The organism is Clostridium sp. CM037 (assembly GCF_055081095.1).
Genome location: NZ_CM143650.1, coordinates 1486336 through 1504161 on the forward strand (window position 1 = coordinate 1486336; position 17826 = coordinate 1504161).

General features: G+C 30.7%; 15 protein-coding genes and 1 pseudogene. 12 read left to right on the forward strand and 4 right to left on the reverse strand.

Going from position 1 to position 17826, the window contains the following annotated elements; all coding sequences use genetic code 11:
• Nucleotides 1-48: 48 nt before the first annotated feature.
• Nucleotides 49-1455 carry an aminopeptidase gene (locus tag ACWJKP_RS07065; protein ID WP_165411866.1) on the forward strand — a complete coding sequence of 469 codons (1407 nt, stop codon included), beginning with the start codon at nt 49-51 and terminating at the stop codon, nt 1453-1455.
• Nucleotides 1456-1585: 130 nt separating this feature from the next.
• On the opposite strand, the gene ACWJKP_RS07070 is transcribed toward ACWJKP_RS07065, so the two are convergent.
• Nucleotides 1586-2922 (reverse strand): IS3 family transposase gene (locus ACWJKP_RS07070; protein WP_165415069.1). Its coding sequence is split into 2 segments (ribosomal slippage): nt 1586-2541 and nt 2541-2922, totalling 1338 coding nucleotides; the frame shifts between segments, so codons are not numbered across the junction.
• 489 nt (nt 2923-3411) lie between these two features.
• Nucleotides 3412-4245, reverse strand: a complete 834-nt coding sequence (locus tag ACWJKP_RS07075) for a PHP domain-containing protein (RefSeq protein ID WP_165415000.1) — start codon at nt 4243-4245, stop codon at nt 3412-3414.
• Between the two features lie 345 nt (nt 4246-4590).
• Between ACWJKP_RS07075 and ACWJKP_RS07080 the strand changes: the two genes are divergently transcribed.
• The 11 genes and pseudogenes from ACWJKP_RS07080 to folK all read left to right on the forward strand — a co-directional run bounded on the left by ACWJKP_RS07080 (nt 4591) and on the right by folK (nt 15616).
• A complete protein-coding gene (locus ACWJKP_RS07080) occupies nt 4591-5259 on the forward strand; it encodes an ABC transporter ATP-binding protein (protein ID WP_165414999.1) in 669 nt (222 codons plus the stop codon).
• Nucleotides 5246-7564 carry an ABC transporter permease gene (locus tag ACWJKP_RS07085; protein ID WP_462961473.1) on the forward strand — a complete coding sequence of 773 codons (2319 nt, stop codon included), beginning with the start codon at nt 5246-5248 and terminating at the stop codon, nt 7562-7564. Before ACWJKP_RS07080 ends, ACWJKP_RS07085 begins: the two co-directional genes overlap by 14 nt.
• Nucleotides 7565-7604: 40 nt before the next feature.
• Nucleotides 7605-8294: a response regulator transcription factor gene (locus tag ACWJKP_RS07090; protein ID WP_165412845.1), complete on the forward strand. Its 690-nt coding sequence runs from the start codon at nt 7605-7607 to the stop codon at nt 8292-8294.
• Entirely contained in the window at nt 8278-9633 is a 1356-nt protein-coding gene (locus ACWJKP_RS07095) for a sensor histidine kinase (RefSeq protein ID WP_165412846.1), read from the forward strand. Before ACWJKP_RS07090 ends, ACWJKP_RS07095 begins: the two co-directional genes overlap by 17 nt.
• Nucleotides 9634-9768: 135 nt before the next feature.
• On the forward strand, nt 9769-10362 hold the full coding sequence (locus ACWJKP_RS07100) for an anthranilate synthase component II (protein WP_165412847.1): 594 nt from the start codon (nt 9769-9771) through the stop codon (nt 10360-10362).
• A gap of 9 nt (nt 10363-10371) precedes the next feature.
• Nucleotides 10372-11721, forward strand: coding sequence for an aminodeoxychorismate synthase component I (pabB, locus tag ACWJKP_RS07105; protein WP_165412848.1), 1350 nt, complete (start codon nt 10372-10374; stop codon nt 11719-11721).
• 73 nt (nt 11722-11794) lie between these two features.
• A complete protein-coding gene (locus tag ACWJKP_RS07110; RefSeq protein ID WP_165412849.1) occupies nt 11795-12568 on the forward strand; it encodes an aminotransferase class IV in 774 nt (257 codons plus the stop codon).
• Nucleotides 12568-13227, forward strand: a pseudogene (locus ACWJKP_RS07115) (RNA-guided endonuclease InsQ/TnpB family protein); the annotation flags it as partial. The gene ACWJKP_RS07110 and the pseudogene ACWJKP_RS07115, both read left to right, overlap by 1 nt.
• 182 nt (nt 13228-13409) lie before the next feature.
• On the forward strand, nt 13410-13919 hold the full coding sequence (locus ACWJKP_RS07120; protein ID WP_224578998.1) for an HD domain-containing protein: 510 nt from the start codon (nt 13410-13412) through the stop codon (nt 13917-13919).
• A gap of 41 nt (nt 13920-13960) precedes the next feature.
• Nucleotides 13961-14767, forward strand: a complete 807-nt coding sequence (gene folP, locus ACWJKP_RS07125; RefSeq protein ID WP_165412850.1) for a dihydropteroate synthase — start codon at nt 13961-13963, stop codon at nt 14765-14767.
• A gap of 33 nt (nt 14768-14800) precedes the next feature.
• Nucleotides 14801-15616, forward strand: a complete 816-nt coding sequence (gene folK / locus ACWJKP_RS07130; RefSeq protein ID WP_165412851.1) for a 2-amino-4-hydroxy-6-hydroxymethyldihydropteridine diphosphokinase — start codon at nt 14801-14803, stop codon at nt 15614-15616.
• A gap of 21 nt (nt 15617-15637) precedes the next feature.
• On the opposite strand, the gene ACWJKP_RS07135 is transcribed toward folK, so the two are convergent.
• Nucleotides 15638-16123 carry a DUF4883 family protein gene (locus tag ACWJKP_RS07135; RefSeq protein WP_165412852.1) on the reverse strand — a complete coding sequence of 162 codons (486 nt, stop codon included), beginning with the start codon at nt 16121-16123 and terminating at the stop codon, nt 15638-15640.
• Between the two features lie 618 nt (nt 16124-16741).
• Complete coding sequence (locus ACWJKP_RS07140) at nt 16742-17629, reverse strand: LysR family transcriptional regulator (protein WP_165412853.1); 888 nt, start codon at nt 17627-17629, stop codon at nt 16742-16744.
• Nucleotides 17630-17826 lie beyond the last annotated feature (197 nt).

Here is a 17826-nt window from a genome sequence, read left to right on the forward strand (position 1 = left end):
AGTAAAATGGTAAGTGCAGGAAGCATTTATAATAGGGAGGGAATAAACATGTCTGAAATTAAAAGTTTAGAAAAAGAATATGAAGTAGCTTGGGATAAATACACAAAAAGTGATCTTAAAAAGGTATTTGCATTATCTGACAATTATATAGATTTCATGTCAAAATGCAAAACTGAAAGAGAATGCGTTACAGAGTTTGTTACACTAGCTAAAAAAAACGGTTACAAAAATATTGATACTTATATAAGTGAAGGCACTAAATTAAAAGCTGGTGATAAGGTTTACGCTAGCAGTATGGGAAAAACCTTAGCATTGTTTTTAATTGGGTCTGAGCCTATTGAAAAGGGTTTTAAAATTTTAGGTGCTCACGTGGACTCACCAAGACTCGATTTAAAACAAAATCCATTATATGAGGATTCAGATCTAGCATTAGCTAAAACACATTACTATGGTGGAATTAAGAAGTACCAATGGGTTACGTTACCTTTAGCTATCCATGGTGTTATTGTTAAAAAGGATGGTACAGTAATAAATGTAGTAATAGGAGAAGATGAAAAAGAACCAGTAGTTGGAATTTCAGATCTTCTAATTCACTTATCAGCAGATCAATTGAAAAAGACTTTAGACAAAGGTATCGAAGGTGAAGATTTAAACGTATTTATGGGAAGTATACCAGTAGAAGATAAGGATGCAAAAAATAGAGTTAAGTTAAATATATTAAAACTTTTAAATGATAAATATGATATAGATGAAGAAGATTTCGTATCATCAGAATTAGAAGTAGTACCTGCAGGACGCGCTAGAAACTATGGACTAGATAGCAGTATGATTATGGCTTATGGACAAGATGATAGAGTGTGTGCGTACACTTCTTATGAAGCATTAATGAACATTAGGGAAACAGACAAAACTTGTATTGTTTTACTTGTGGATAAAGAGGAAGTTGGAAGTATTGGTGCAACAGGAATGCAATCAAAATTCTTTGAAAACACAGTAGCTGAAGTTGTTAATTTAATGGGAGAATATAGTGACTTAAAAGTAAGAAGGGCATTAGCAAATTCAAAAATGTTATCATCAGATGTAAGTGCAGCATATGATCCAAACTTTCCTTCGGTTATGGAAAAACGTAATTCTGCATATTTTGGAAAAGGTATAGTTTTAAACAAGTATACTGGAGCTCGCGGAAAAGGAGGATGCAACGATGCAAATCCAGAATTTATTGCGCAGCTTAGAACCATAATGGAAAAACATAATATTTCATGGCAAACATCAGAGCTTGGAAAAGTGGACCAAGGCGGCGGCGGTACAATAGCTTATATACTAGCCGGGTTTGGTATGCAGGTTATAGATTCAGGGGTTGCTCTTCATAATATGCATGCGCCATGGGAAATTGCAAGCAAAGCAGACATATATGAAGCTTTTAGAGCTTATGAAGCTTTCTTAATAGAAATATAGAAAAGAAAGTGTATATTACTACAACTGCTTTTCACTTCGCTGAGTAATTCTAAGCTAATATTATGAAAGATACTAAAAAGTACAAACTCACTATAATCTGTACCCTTTGTCAAGGACAGTTTGAAAAAAACTATGCTAAATTACTGAGATGGTTTCTGTATTGAACAGGAGTCATCTTTTTCAAATCCCATTGATATCTATATCTATTATAATAGATCATATATTTTTTAATTTCTTTTTTTAACTCTACTAATGTTTGACACTCTTTTATGTTTGCCTCATCTTTGAAATGACCGAAGAATGATTCCTGTGGAGCGTTGTCCCAACAGTTACCACGTCTCGACATAGATTGTCCTATTCCACAACTTTTAACGAGCTTTTGAAAGATTGGACTTGTATAATGACATCCTTGATCTGAGTGAATAAATGCATCTTTAGATATTTTAATATTTTTATTCTTTTTTAGCTTTATTATAGTATCAGTAACTATATCCATCTTAATATTAGCTGACACATTATATGCCAGTATTTCATTTGTAGAGGCATCCTTAATCGTTGATAGATATGCCCTATTACCCTTTCCATAAAACAAATAAGTTATATCTGTAAGCAATACCTTGCCAGGTATATTTTGCTTGAAGTTTCTATTTAATAGATTTGGTAAAACCGCATGTTCAAGGGTAGCTTTCATCATCCTTTTATAAGGATTTGCTTTTCTAATAGGACATATTATTTGATATTTTTTCATTATCCTACGGATACGTTTTAAGTTGTATACGATTCCAAACTCGCCTTCTAATGTCATTTTGATTTGCCTTGCTCCTTTTTTGCGACCCTTAAAGTTATATGCCTTTAAGATAGTATCTCCAACTGCTTTATCACAATTGTTACGCTTATCCCTAAAGCCCTGTGCACTAACTGAGAAATAGTTATAATACCCTGAACGGGATACCCCAGACACGTTGCATAAATGGCTAATCATATTTCTGAGTTTATATTTTTTAATTTGTGAATTGATAAGAAGGTACTTTTCTTCTGCTGCTAATATTATTTTTTCTTTATCATCCTTCTTTCTAGTATGTCGATTTTTTTTAGTAATTCATTCTCAGCTTTAAGTAAATTAACCTGGACCTTAAGACGGTTATATCTTTCTTCTATGGGAAGATCTTTCCCACTTGATCTTCCACACATTAATTTCCTTGTGTCATTCAGTCCTATTACACCTTTTTCTCTATATGCATTCCGCCATCTGTAAGCTGCTGATCTAATTCGATCCGTTCCAAGAACATCTATATCAAAGCCATATTCTTTAAATATTTCTTTTATAGATTTACCCTTTTCATTCTCTGTTATAAAAATACGTTTATACTCATCAGTATAGGTTATTCCTTTAATACTAACATTTGTTACATATTTATTTTTGGATAACACTTTGACTTCTTTTTCTGTAAAATTCTTAATACTCATTTATACACCTCTAATCTTTTATTCCATTATACATAGAAAAACCCTATAGCGTAGTTTTTTTTAAATCGTCTACTCTATAGGGTACATTTTACTATCGCTCAAACATGTACTTTTCTTAACGTATAATTCATAATATTAGCAAAAAATTGCTAATGCTTGTTCAAATGCAGCTTACGTAATATATGCTTTTTTTCTTTAGTTTACGATTTTGTTCCACAGTTGCGCAAGAGCTCTTCTTTAGACGATAGATATTTGTTTTGCGAATATTAAATTCAAAGCATATCTACCACATCTGCAGCCTACCGGCTAAAAGACTTTTTGGTAGGTAATATTGAGATTTATTATTACTTTATCTGCCATCCTTCTTATATACATATTAGCATAACTGCATAATAGGGTATCAAAATAAATAACAAATATTTTTATGCTTAAAAAAAGTATATATTACTATTAATGCATTGCATTAATAGTAATATATACTTTTTTCTTTTATGATTCTAAGGCATTTACAAAGGTAGCTAGTTCATTATGGCTTAAGGAAACTGAACCAACGACGCCATGACTGGTATCTGAGATTGTAATTCCATGAAAATCTGAACCTGCAGTAATTAACTTACCATATTCTTTAGCTTTTGACTTTAAAAGTGATTTTTGCTTTTTGGTATTTATTGGGTAAACTGCTTCAATACCATCAAAATCTAAGCTTAGCATTTCATCTATGGTTGATTTTTTAATTAGAACAGGGTGTGCAAGTACAACTAATGCATTAACTTTTTTTAATATAGTTATACCATCGGCTGTTGAAATTCTCTTAATGTGTACATATGCAGGGCTACTGTTTGAAAGGAAATTATCAAATATATATTTCCAATCATATTTATAACCAGCATCAATTATGGCTTTAGCTATATGGGGTCTAGCTATTACTCCTTTAGCTTCATCTAAAACTTTTTGATAGTCTAGTTTTATTTTGAAAAACGTATCTAAATTTTCCACTATTTTTTTAGCTCTTAATATTCTGAAATCATCTATGTCTTTTAAGAAATTTTGAAAATCAACATCTTTATATTTATCATCTTTAAAATAACCCAATATGTGAATGCTTTCGTTATTATAAATAGTAGATAGTTCTATACCAGGTATTACCCTTATATTTTCAATTAGACCTTCTCTGATTCCTTCCTCAACATTTAAAGTTGTGTCATGATCTGTTATTGCAATAATATCCAAACCATTTAAAGACGCTTCATGAATTAGTTCTTTAGGACTTAGTTTTCCATCAGACGCATTTGTATGAAGATGGAAATCACCTCGATTGTACATATAATCACCTCAAATTTAAAGATTAGCATAAGGCACATAAAAATAAATAACAAGACAGTATACGAGTCTATTCTAGCCTATTTATTTTTATGTTCCTAATACCATTTTAACCAATATTGGTGAATATTAAAAGGGGATTATAATAAATAATAATTATTATTGAATATTTATTAAATGTTAGGCTCTTTTTATTTGCAAGTGTATAGGTGGTAGCCTGCGAGATGGTTACTCGTATAACTAATCTTTATAATTTACTTATGTTTAAAACATATATTTCATACATTTCATATTTTATAATTGTAAATGTGACTTGATTACAATTATAAAAATTTGGAGGGTACTTATATGATTCAATTAAAAGCTGTGAATAAAAAATATAAACGCGAAAATATGGAGCAGGAGGTTCTAAAAAACATAGACATGACAATCGAGGAAGGGGATTTTATTACTATAATGGGTACTTCAGGAGGTGGAAAGTCTACACTTCTATATATTTTGTCAATGCTTGAAACTTCAAGCACTGGTGAAGTCTTTTTTGACAATAAGATTGTCAGTGGTAAGAAAGAAAAAGAAATAGAGGTATTAAGACGTAAAAATATCGGACTTATTTTTCAAAATTCTAATTTAATAACGGGTTTGACACCTTTAGAAAATTTATTATTAGCTATGGATAGCAAAGAAGGTAAAAAAGAGAAAATAGAAAAATGTGAAGCTTTATTAAAAAAGGTAGGCTTGTTAGATAAGAAAAATGCTAAGGCGACCTCACTTTCTGGTGGAGAAGCCCAAAGAGTAGCTGTAGTGAGAGCACTTGTTAACAGTCCTAGATTCATACTATGTGATGAACCTACAGGTGCTCTAGATTCTGAAAATGGTAAAAGGGTTATTGAACTTTTAATGAGGGTTAAAGCGGAAAGTGGTTGCTGCCTTGCTATAGTAACTCATGATGAAAGAATAGGCTCTTTGGGAGATAGAAAATTTTTCCTTGAGGATGGTGTTTTGAATGAACTGGCTTAAGATTTTTAAAATATACAATTTGCAAAATTTGAGAAGGGAAAAGCTGATTTTATTATTCACCATGATCTCTATATTGCTTACTACAACGTTATCCATTACTGCTCCTATTATTTCCGCAAATATAAATGAATACAATAACAAAAGTATAAAGGAGGCTAACGGTGGGGATTTATTTATAAAGTCATTTTATGAATCTAAAGATTTTAATGAAGAAATAAGTATATTAAAAAAAGAGGGTTATAAGGTTACTTATAAAAAAACTACTCCTGCCTTTTTTCAAAATAGTAAAAGCCGTAAATTTTACGCTAATTTGATATTAGGTGAGCAGAACATTAAGAATGATGAAATAATTTTGGATTCATCTATGGCAAAGAATCTTGCTGTTAAAATCGGAGATAAAATTAATATAAAAACTGATGGGGGAACAAAAGCCTATACTGTTAAAGAAATAGAAACAATTCCTAAAGGGGTAACTAATGATGAAACAATAATTGGTTACGGAAAAATAAGTGAAAGTGTCAATGGCAGTGAGGGTAATTTAATTTATATCAAAGGAAATACTGATGGAGAAGAGTTGAAACAGCGTATAAAGTCTAAGGAAGATGGATATATGTATAGTTCAATAAAGGATAAAGAGCGAACGCTTAAAAGTGAGACAGATGTACAATTTGCTTCTTTTGGAATATTGACCACTATGGGGTATATACTATCTTCAATAGTAATAATAACGACCTCAATAATGCTCATAATAAGACGAAAAAGAGATATATCTATTATGAAGCTTTTATCCTTGAGAAATAAGGATATAAAAAATGCTCTAAGAATGGAATTATCTATTATAGTTTTATTGCCCGTAATCTTATCTGTTTTAACCACTATTTTAATATCCAATTTCATATTAAAAATGAATTATATTCCTCAAAGTATAAGTTTTATAGAAGAATTGCGGATATTTTCAAAAGGAATTATTCTAAATACACTATTCTTCGAGATGTTTTCAAATATACCTTTATTAATAATAGATGATTTTAAAGGTTTATGGCTTCTAAGAGAAAATGAAGAAAAGAAGGGGATAGTAAAAAAGCGTATATTTATCTACCTCATATTATTAATACCTGTAATGTTATTCGTATACTCGGTTTATATGGGAGGTTATGTAAATTTTGTAACCTCATTAGGTATAATATGTATCATTTTAATATTTTTGATTGCAAGCGCAGTATTGATGAAGATTTTTTCTTCCATTCATTACAGAAGTCAATTATTAATGTATTCCTTTAAAAATATGAAGAAAAACTTTTTAACATTTATTTTGCTTACTGTAAGTTTTTCTATTACTCTAGTATTTATTATGATCACATTAAATCTAAACAACAATGTTAAAAATAGCATGAATAAATCTTTAGCTACAGCGCTGCCATATAACTATATTTTGCCTTCTAAAGAAAACTTAAATCTGGAAAATGTTCTTACAAAAGAAAATGGGGTTGAAGGGTATATTAAAAATTATAATTCAACAGGTAAAGTCTTAAACAATAATATTAAACTAAAATTAATTGCCTTTATAGAAATAAAAAAGGAAGATTACAAGCTGGAGTTTAAAATGGTGGAAGGTAAAAAACTTTTTGACGGAGAAGACGGGTGCTTGATTACTTCTGAGTACCAAAAGAAAAATAAGTTGAAGGTTGGAGATATACTTCACATATATTATAAAGATAAAACAGTAAATATAAAAATAAAGGGCGTTTATGATAATTCGATTATAGATAGTATGTGCATTCTACTGCCTTATCGTGGATATAGCAATGATTCTAAATTTTACATTAAGGCTGACGGAACTAAATGGATGGATAAACTAGGGGACAGTCCTGTTATATCAATTGATATTCTAGGTAGCGCTATGTCAACATATATAGGGAAATTTCTTAATATATTTAAAGCACTTTCTTTTATGGTAGTGTTTGCATCATTAATTTTTAATATTAATCTTTTGAACATTACGTTTCTAGAAGAAAGAAAAGAAGAAACGGTAATAAGAGCTTTAGGCCTAGGAAAAGGGTTTATATCAAAAGTTTACATCTTTAAAGGAAGCATACTTATCATAGTGTCATGTGTTCTGTCTTATGGCTTCTATGTTTCGGTTTCAAAGTTGTTTTTTAAGCTACTAGGAATTAATGCAGTATATTCTTTATGGGACTTGATTGTATTATTACTTTGTAGCCTAACTCTCACTGTTGCTACATTCATCTATCCGTTTATCACTATGATAAAATATAATTCTTATGAGTTTTTAAGAGAGAACTAAAATGGTATAATTAAGAAAAAACTTAAAGATAGGTGGTAAAATGCAGAAAAATATATTAATTGTGGATGATGATTTAGACATAAGAGAAATGTTAGGTAATTATTTTTCTAGAGAAGGTTATGAAATTGATTACGCCTGTGATGTAGAGGAAGGTTTAATAATTAGTAAAAATAAGGCCTTTTCCCTGATATTATTAGATATTATGATGCCTAAAATGGATGGTTATAAAATGTTAGCCAAAATGAGGGAGTTTTGTGATACCCCTGTAATTCTGTTAACTGCTAAAGGTGAACAAATGGACAAAATAAAGGGATTTACTAAGGGATGCGATGACTATGTAGTTAAGCCCTTTGACTTTACAGAATTATCATTAAGAGTTCTTTCAATATTAAAAAGAACATCAGATAGTAATGTGGCTATAGATAGCATTTTAAAAATAAAGGACTTAGAAATAAATCTTTTAGAACATACAGTACAAAGATTTGGGGAAGAAATCATGTTAACCCCTAAGGAATTTGAGATTTTAAGCACCTTAGCTTCAAATAAGGGACGAGTATATTCAACCAAAGTGCTGTATGAGCAAATATGGAAGGATACATTTTTAGAAAATGATAACAGCGTTATTGTACACATGAGAAACCTTAGGGATAAATTAGGTGATAAGGTTAAAGTGGGTAAGTATATAAAAACTATTTGGGGAATGGGGTATAAAGTTGAAAAGGATTGTTAAGCTTAAGGGTGAGTTAGTTATTATAGCATTAATTGCTTTTGTGATTTCATTTTTGAGTTCCGCAATGATAAAAGATAAAGGAGTGGGAATTTATAATAAAAATCCTACACTTAGAATAAATAATATTTATGATAAGTGTATACCGAACTTAGAGAAGGTATTGAAAAACAGTAATCTTAGTAATAATATAGCGCTAAAGCAACTTATAAATGATAAATATTCATATAATCAAGGGTACAGTTTCTATATAGTAGATCAGAGGGGTAATGTTATAGTTCAAAATAGTAAAGGAGTACAAGTCATAGACAAGAATGAGCTAAAAGATGGCAAAAGAGAATATTCTGTGCCAAGCAAATATAAAAAGGATTTCAGAGTATCTGGCTGTGAATATTTAAAGGATGGATATTTCTTATATTACGTTTACCTTGGATATGGAAATGGTGACAGCATGATGATGCTCTGGGCCTTAATAGGATTTGTAATAATCTTTTTTATATTAGTTTGGGGGAGGGTATCCTATATTTCAAAAATGAAATTCTCAGTGCAAATTATAGCCAAAGGGAACTTATCTCACAGAGTACCCATTCACTATAACAACGAATTAAGAGAGCTTGCAGAAGGTATTAACTTTATGGCATCTGAACTTGAAAAAGAAGACAGGAAAAGAAGCGAATTTCTCACCAATATTTCGCATGATTTACGAACTCCTCTGACAACAATACTTGGATATATTGATATTCTTAAGAAGGACAAATACAATTCTAAGGAAAATCTGAATAAGTATATAAGCATCATAGAACGTAAGGGCGTATATCTTAGAAATATGCTGGAGGACTTTTTTCAATATTCAAAACTAACATCAAAGGATATAATATTAAATTTTGAAAACTTAGAGCTAAATGAATTGGGAAGACAGATATTCGAGGATGAAGCAAGTGGATTTGATGAGAACTCATTAAAACTAGAATTGGAGCTATCAAAGGAGCCTGTTTACATATATGGTGATCCTGATTTGATTGGTAGGGCAGTTAATAATATTCTAAGTAATTCTTTAAAATACTCTAAAATAAATACTGTAGTGAAAATTAAGATTTCCAAAGAAAAACTAAATAGCATAAGCTATGGAGTTTTTTGCGTGAGTAATGTTCCTAGAGAGACAGTTTCAGAAGCAGAAGTGGATAGTTTTTTTGAAAGATTATATAAAAAGGACCAGTCCAGGCATGAAGGGGGTAGTGGTTTAGGTTTGTCTATTGCTCTGGATATTGTAAAACTTCATGGAGGAATTATAAAAGGATTTAAAGAAAAGGAAGAGGTAGTATTTAAATTATTTATAAAATAATAGCAAGTTAAAGCTTTCAGTTTTAAGTGCGAGCTAAAATATAATAACAAAAATGAAAGTTGATTTTAATCCTAATGATTTTACGCAAACTATTTGATATAATATAAGTAATTATAAGAGAATAGGAGATAGTTTATGTTTTTGATGATAGACAACTATGATTCATTTGTATACAACCTAGTTAGATACTTTGAAGAGCTAGGTGAGGAAATATTAGTATATAGAAACGATAAAATTTCCTTTGCGGATATTGAGAAAATTAAACCCGAAGGAATAATCATTTCACCTGGTCCAAAATCTCCTGAATATGCAGGTAAATGCATGGAAATAGTAGAAAACTTTAAAGGCATCATACCTATTTTGGGAATATGTTTAGGTCATCAGATTATTGGTAAGGTGTTTGGTGCTAAAATTATTAAGGGAAATGAACCAGTGCATGGGAAAGTATTTGAAATAAAGCATAGTGGAAAATATGTGTTTAAGAATATCGTGAGTCCAATGAAGGTTACAAGATACCATTCATTAGTAATAGAGAGAGAATCTCTACCAGATGTATTAGAAATAACTAGTGAAACTGAGGATGGAGTTATAATGGGAATAAGACATAAGCATTATATTATTGAAGGTGTACAATTTCACCCTGAAGCAGAGTTAACTGAATATGGACACGAGATTCTTAAAAATTTTATCGATGAAGTTAGAATTAAAAATAATGTTATTAAAGACTAAGGAGAAAAAATGGAACTACTAATTGAAAAAGTTCACACAAAACTGGATGGGTTTGAAATATATTCACTATTTAAAGAAGATTTAAATACTATATTATTGGATAGTGCTAGAGACGAGAAAACGGTAGGAAGATATTCTTTTATAGGGATTAACTGCTTTTTAACATTTAAAAGTAAAAATGGTACGTGCTATAAGGGCGAAGAAGTATATATAGGGGATACATTTGAAGAGTTAAATAAAATTATTGAAGAATACGCTATAGAAAATAATACTGGGCTGCCTTTTGTATCTGGCGGTATAGGATACTTTTCCTACGACCTGGCTAGGGAAGTTGAAGAGCTACCCAATATAGCAAAGGATGATGTAGATATACCTCTCTGCTATTATAATTTTTATGATAACATTATTATTTTAGATAATTTTAAGAAAAGTGTTTATATATCTGCACTAGGAATACTTAAATCTCAGAAAGACAGTATTGAAGGTATTAGGCAGCGTATACAAAGGGGCAAAAAAATTGTATATGAAAAAGTAGGAGTTATAAAGAATAAATTTACGTCGGACTTTGAAAAGAACAATTATATAAATACTGTATCAAAGGTAAGAGCTTATATAAAAAGTGGAGATATATATATCACGAATTTAACTCAAAGATTTAGTTGTAACACTCGTAAAAGCGCATATGAAATATATAAAGATCTAAGAAATATAAATCCAGCTCCTTTTGCTGCATTTATGAATTTTGAAAATTTTAATATAATATGTTCTTCTCCAGAAAGATTTTTGCGGATTAGAAATAGAATGGTAGAAACTAGACCTATAAAAGGAACTATGCCAAGAGGGATGGATGCAGGGGAAGATCTTAAAAATAAAACCATACTTATAAATAGCGAAAAAGATAAGTCTGAACTTCTAATGGTGGTGGATTTAGAGCGAAATGATTTAAGTAAAGTCTGTAAGCCGAGTTCAGTTAAAGTAACGGAACTTTTTAAATTAGAGGAGTACAGTACAGTATTTCATTTAGTATCTACAGTAGTAGGTGAATTAAAAGAGCCGGTAAGCTCACTAGAATGCATTAAAGCTTGTTTTCCAGGAGGGTCCATAACAGGAGCACCTAAAATACGCTCCATGGAAATTATTGAGGAATTAGAGCCTGTGCGTAGAAACATATATACGGGCGCGCTTGGATATTTAGGGTTTGACGGAAATGTAGATTTGAATATAATTATTAGAACGATCTTAATAAAAGACAATAAAGCCTATTTTGGTGTAGGTGGTGGAATAACGTGGGATTCAAATGAAGAATGTGAATATGATGAGACCTTAGATAAAGCAAAAGCGTTAATGCGAGTGTTATAGGCTGGTGAATAAAGTTGTAAACTAAATTATAGAATTTGCCACGTGTCACATGGGTGGAACCTAAGGGGGTATTATGATATTTGTAAATGGTGAATTAAGTGTGGATAAGATATCCTTAGATAGTGGGTTTTCATTTGGAAGGGGAGCATTTGAGACTATATTAGTTAAAGAAAAACCATTATTTCTAGCTGAGCATATAGAAAGGTTAAATAGAGGGCTTAACGCACTAAACGTAAATAAAAAAATTACTGAAACAGAAATTTATGCTGCTACTCAAAAACTCAATTGTAAAAACTGCGTGCTCAAAATTATGGTATCTGAGAAAAACACTATAATTACTAAAAGAGAAATGGCCTATAAACAAAGTGATTATGATGAAGGGTTTGCATTAGGATTAAGTGAGGTTAGGCGAAATGCGCATTCAAATTTAACATATGTGAAATCCCTCAACTACATTGAAAACATAATTGAACGAGATAAAATTATAGATAAAGGGTACAATGAAGCACTATTTCTAAACACAGAGGGATTTATAAGTGAGGGAGCTGTAAGCAATATATTTTTCATCAAGAATGGAATTATATTTACACCAAAGATTAAATGTGGGTTATTACCGGGTATAGTGCGAGATTTTGTTATTCGAAATTTGTTGCCTATAGGATTTATTTTACAAGAAGGCGAGTTTACATTAGAAGAATTAATGAAAGCTGAGGGTGTTTTTATAACTAATAGTATTATGGGTATAATGAAGGTGAATAAGATCGAAGATAAAGTTGTGAATGAAAGCACAGTTGTATCTGAAATAAAAAGGTATTATGATAGATATGTAGAAAATCATAAGGAATAAGGCACTACTCTATATCAGTTGGAATTGATATAGAACAACCAATAGTAGCATTAACAAGTGAGAGCATTGGGATAGATGTCGGAATAAAAGACCTTGCTATATGCTCCAATGGAATGACATTTAAAAATATTAACAAAACAAAAAGTGTAAAAAAACATGAAAAAAGGCTACGTAGATTACAACGTAGGGTATCTTGCAAATACCTAAAAAATAAAGAATGGAGTAAGTTTGTCAAAACAAGTAATGTTATAAAAATCGAAAAGCAGATTAAATTATTTCATAGAAAAATAACTAATATAAGAAGTAATCATAATCACCAAGCAACGAATATGATAGTGAAAACCAAGCCTTCAAGAGTTGTTATGGAAACACTTAATATAAAAGGACTGATGAAAAATAGACATTTATCTAAAGCGATAGCAAAACAATGTTTATACGAGTTTAAAAGACAAATGCAATATAAATGTGAGTTCAATGGAATTGAGTTTGTAGAAGCTGATAAATGGTATCCGTCATCAAAAACTTGTAGTGAGTGTGGTCATATAAAGCCAAAACTTTCATTATCAGTTAGAACATATATCTGCGAGGAATGTGGCTGTGTTATAGATAGAGATTATAATGCAAGTATCAATCTAAGTAGATATGAATTAGTAGTTTAATAGCATCGCAGATGATAATTAATCACTTAAACGATACTACTAATATGTACCATGCGTTGTATGGGAATTTAAGCCCTTGGAGTGTTATATAAACCAAAGTAGCATATCTGAAAAGATTGCAAAATCGGACACGTTGAACAGGGAATTAAACAATATTTATAGATTTATATAGATTTTTGGCAATGGTGGAAATTATAGATAATAATTTAATGAATGATAAAATAAATCTTATTATAGAAAACTATAGCTTTGTGTATAATTTAAGGAAGATAGAAAACTTCGAAGAACATAGAGACTTTTGCCTGCATGATATGCAGCATTTTTTAGACGTGGCACGACTTATGTACATAACGAGTTTAGAAAAGCATTTGAATATACCAAAACACATAATTTATACAACTGCACTTTTGCATGATATAGGTCGGGGAGAAGAATATGAAAATGGGACACCTCATGATATTGCTAGCCGGGAAATTGCTAAAAACATATTAAAGCAGTGCAAATATAGTGCTAAGGAAATAGATGAGATTCTAGAGGCTATAGGAAAACATAGAAGCAATACTGAAAATTTGAATAGTTTAAGTGATGTATTATATAAGTGTGACAAGCTTTCAAGAAATTGTTTTAATTGCGAAGCTATTGATGGGTGTAAATGGCCAGTAGAGAAGAGGAATTTGAAGATAACATACTAGGAATACAGTTGAGAGTGAATGAGATTATGAGGAGGAAGTTTATGGAAATAGGAAACCGAAATTTTGAAATAGGAAAAAGAACTTACATAATGGGGATTTTAAATGTAACTCCTGATTCCTTTTCTGATGGGGAAAAATTTAGGGATATTAGCTCAGCAATAAATCATGCGAAAAAAATGGTTGCTGACGGGGCAGATATTATTGATATTGGTGGCGAATCCACAAGACCGGGACATGACCCCGTAAGTGAAGAAGAAGAAATTAAAAGGGTAGTACCTATTATAGAGGCTTTAAAGAAGGAAATAAGCGTCCCTATTTCTGTGGACACATATAAAGGCAGAGTTGCAGAGCTTGCAGTAAAGGCAGGGGCAGCAATGATTAATGATGTATGGGGGTTTAAGAAGGACGCATATATTGCAAACGTTGCTGCTAAGTATAATGTGCCTTGTTGTTTAATGCACAATAGAGATAATAAAAATTATACTAACTTGGTTTGTGATATAATTAATGATTTGGAAGAAAGTATCCAAATTGCACTAAAAGCAGGAGTTAAAAAAGAAAATATTATTTTGGATCCAGGCATTGGTTTTGCAAAAAGTTATGAAGATAATTTAAAAACTATGAATAACCTGGAAAAGCTAAATAATTTAGGGTATCCTGTACTTCTAGGAACCTCAAGAAAATCCATGATAGGGTTTGCACTAGACTTACCTGCAAGTGATAGGCTTGAGGGAACACTTGCAACTACAACTATTGGAATAATGAAGGGCTGCGAATTTATAAGGGTACACGATGTATTAGAGAATAAAAGGGTTTGCATTATGACAGATGCTATATGTAGAAGCTAAGAAAACACCCTTATTTATAAAGGAGACAATACTATGGACAAAATGTACATAAAAGATTTAGAGGTTTACGGACACCATGGTGTCTTTAAGGAAGAAAAAACCTTAGGACAACGTTTTTTAATTTCATTGGAGCTTTTCCTTAGTTTAAGAGAGGCAGGCATCACTGATGATTTAACTAAGACGGTTCATTATGGTGAGCTTTGTCAATTGGTTGAGGAAGAATTTAATAAGGAAAGTTATGATTTAATAGAGAAAGCTACAGAAAAATTAGCTGAATTTATACTCTTAAAATATGATTTAGTTCAAAGAGTAAAGGTTAAAATAAAAAAACCTTGGGCGCCTATTGGAAAACCGCTTCAATATGCAGCGGTAGAAATAGATAGAAAATGGCATACAGCGTATATTGGTATAGGTGGAAATATGGGGGACAAAGAGAAAAATGTGAAAGAGTCATTAGAGCTTATAAACAATTCTCATCATACCCAAATAACAAAAACATCAAAATTTTATGAAACTAAGCCAGTAGGATATCTAGAGCAAGATGATTTCTTAAATTGTGCTATTGAAATAAAAACACTTTTAAATCCATTAGAGCTTGTAAGATTCTTGCTATCTATAGAAAAAGAATTAAAAAGGGAGAGAGTTATAAGATGGGGTCCTAGAACAGTAGATTTGGATGTACTACTGTATGATGATATTATTAGTTCTTTAGATGAAATAATATTGCCTCATCCAAGAATGCAGGAAAGAATGTTTGTTTTAGAGCCACTGTGTGATATAGCACCTTATGTTATGCATCCAATTTTAAATAAATCTATAATTGAAATCAAGGCATGCTTAAAGGAATAACCGGATAAAAAAACAAATACCTTATTTAGGTATAAGGTATTTGCATAATCCATAAAGATTATAGGCTTTGTACATTTTACTTGTATCAATGTAATCCATTTTGTAGGAGCCATCCCAGGGATATATGGAAATGAAGTTTTCGTTATAGACATTTATCATATATTTATTTTTGCTGAAGGTTAAAAATATCTTATATATTGGTTTATCGGGTAAGTTCGCTGGTTTATCTATGAAACTATCATTATTTAATGAATTAAAAAACTTGGCGAATGAAGATAAATCCTCATTGGAAAAATCTTTCTTCTTATAAAAATTCATATATAGAGCATAATGCTCAGTAGGCTTTTCTAGAGATAAATCTTTCATTAATAACTTGGTATAGTAAAAATTGTTTGGTTTACTTTTTATAAAAATGCTTTTATCAAAATTGTATCTACAGCCGAAGAGACTTAAAGAAAAAAACACACAAATTACGAGTAAAATACATTTGCTTTTATTAATACTCAAATAACCACATCCTTTAACGACAGTTCAGAAGGGAAGTCTCCCATTTCTATAAGTGAGAGTTCCATACTATAGTAAAAATAAAACTTCAGTGGGAGTATAAATTGCCTTCTGAAGTCGTAAATGCAGCTCCGCAGGAGATGATTTAACGACAGTTCAGCTCCCTAGGAGATAAGTTAACCTCCTTTAAATAAAATATGTTGATTAATTATCTTTTAGTACACAAAATAGTAATGTTTGGATATTTTAATATTTATATGGTGACGAAAAAGATTAAAAAGGGTTCGTTAAATATATTGATTTCAAAAGAACTCATATATATATATAATTATCTAAAGGCTTTAAGAAATCAAAACAAAAATGAAAGAACCACCTGAAGCCAGGTGGTTTTTTCATTTTTGTTCCATATAACATCTTATTATTTCTTATAGGATCGAGGTTTTATTATACTGTCCAATTTTCCGACAGTTGGTTTAAGGCGATTCCACTTATACTCAATAATATACTCTTCATTTACATTGATCAGAGCATATTCATTTTTAGTGCATCTAAAGGGGGGGTAGTTCACTATCATCTTAAATTATGTAATTAATTATATTATAAAATTATTCATAGCTAATATTAACTCTTAAGAGGGGTTATGGGGTTTGTAATTAAGAAATCAATAAATGCCTTTGAAGCATTGGATAGATAACGATCTTTTTTCCAAACGAGAGCAATTTTTATGGGAATAGCAGTACTAAATGGAACTTTTGTTATATTTTCATTATCTTCAACAATTTCCTTTAGTAAAAAAGAAATGCCAACCCCATTGGTAATAAGGCCCTTGATGGTTTCTAATTGGGTGGATGATAAAATAACATTAGGCTGAATATTGCATTCATTAAAAGATTCTAATATCTTTTGTCTGATGTAGAAGCCTTCTTTTAGTAGGATAATAGGTTCGTTCTTAATATCTTTAAATGTAATGGTTGGTTGTTTGCTTAAAGGGTGTTCCTTTTTTAAGCAAACGAAGAGCTCACTATTTAAAATGGGAAGGGAAGCTAGGGACTTATCGGAGGAATCGATGATAATCAGACCTAAATCAAGGTCCCCATTTTCTACCATTTGTTTTGTTGTAAGGGACCCATATTCCGAAATATTGAGTTTAATATTTGGATGTGATTTTTGGAAGTCAATAAATACTTTTGGAAATATAAAAGTACTGATCAGTGGAGGGATACCTATTGTCAGGATCACATTTTTAAGATCCTGGCAATCCTTCATTTCTGCAACGGCATTGGTTACTTGTCTTAAAATATCATCTACTCTTTTTAAGAAGATTTTGCCTTCATCTGTGAGGGAAAGCTGTTTTTTAGAGCGGTCAAAGAGCACAATGGACAGTTCCTTTTCTAGATTTTTGATAGAATTGGTAATAGAAGGCTGAGTTACATAAAGTTTTTTGGCAGCTTGTGTAATATTATTTAATTGACATACCATTTGAAAATACTCTAACTGTCTTAATTCCATAACATATCCCCCTAATTATAAGTTTTAACTATTATATCATAGTTAAATGATAGTTTTAATTTATAACAACGTGTGTTATAGTTTTAACAAGGATTTAAATAAAATAACATAAATGTTAAAAAGAGAAAAGCAATACTTCTTTTTAATAAATGTAAAAATATTAACATGATTAAAGGGATAAAATACTGTAATCGTTT

Coding starts and splice junctions, on each gene's coding strand:
- ACWJKP_RS07065 (WP_165411866.1), top strand. CDS start 49: ATGTCTGAAATTAAAAGTTTAGAAAAAGAATATGAAGTAGCTTGGGAT.
- ACWJKP_RS07075 (WP_165415000.1), bottom strand. CDS start 4,245: ATGTACAATCGAGGTGATTTCCATCTTCATACAAATGCGTCTGATGGA.
- ACWJKP_RS07080 (WP_165414999.1), top strand. CDS start 4,591: ATGATTCAATTAAAAGCTGTGAATAAAAAATATAAACGCGAAAATATG.
- ACWJKP_RS07085 (WP_462961473.1), top strand. CDS start 5,246: ATGAACTGGCTTAAGATTTTTAAAATATACAATTTGCAAAATTTGAGA.
- ACWJKP_RS07090 (WP_165412845.1), top strand. CDS start 7,605: ATGCAGAAAAATATATTAATTGTGGATGATGATTTAGACATAAGAGAA.
- ACWJKP_RS07100 (WP_165412847.1), top strand. CDS start 9,769: ATGTTTTTGATGATAGACAACTATGATTCATTTGTATACAACCTAGTT.
- pabB (WP_165412848.1), top strand. CDS start 10,372: ATGGAACTACTAATTGAAAAAGTTCACACAAAACTGGATGGGTTTGAA.
- ACWJKP_RS07110 (WP_165412849.1), top strand. CDS start 11,795: ATGATATTTGTAAATGGTGAATTAAGTGTGGATAAGATATCCTTAGAT.
- ACWJKP_RS07120 (WP_224578998.1), top strand. CDS start 13,410: ATGGTGGAAATTATAGATAATAATTTAATGAATGATAAAATAAATCTT.
- folP (WP_165412850.1), top strand. CDS start 13,961: ATGGAAATAGGAAACCGAAATTTTGAAATAGGAAAAAGAACTTACATA.
- folK (WP_165412851.1), top strand. CDS start 14,801: ATGGACAAAATGTACATAAAAGATTTAGAGGTTTACGGACACCATGGT.
- ACWJKP_RS07140 (WP_165412853.1), bottom strand. CDS start 17,629: ATGGAATTAAGACAGTTAGAGTATTTTCAAATGGTATGTCAATTAAAT.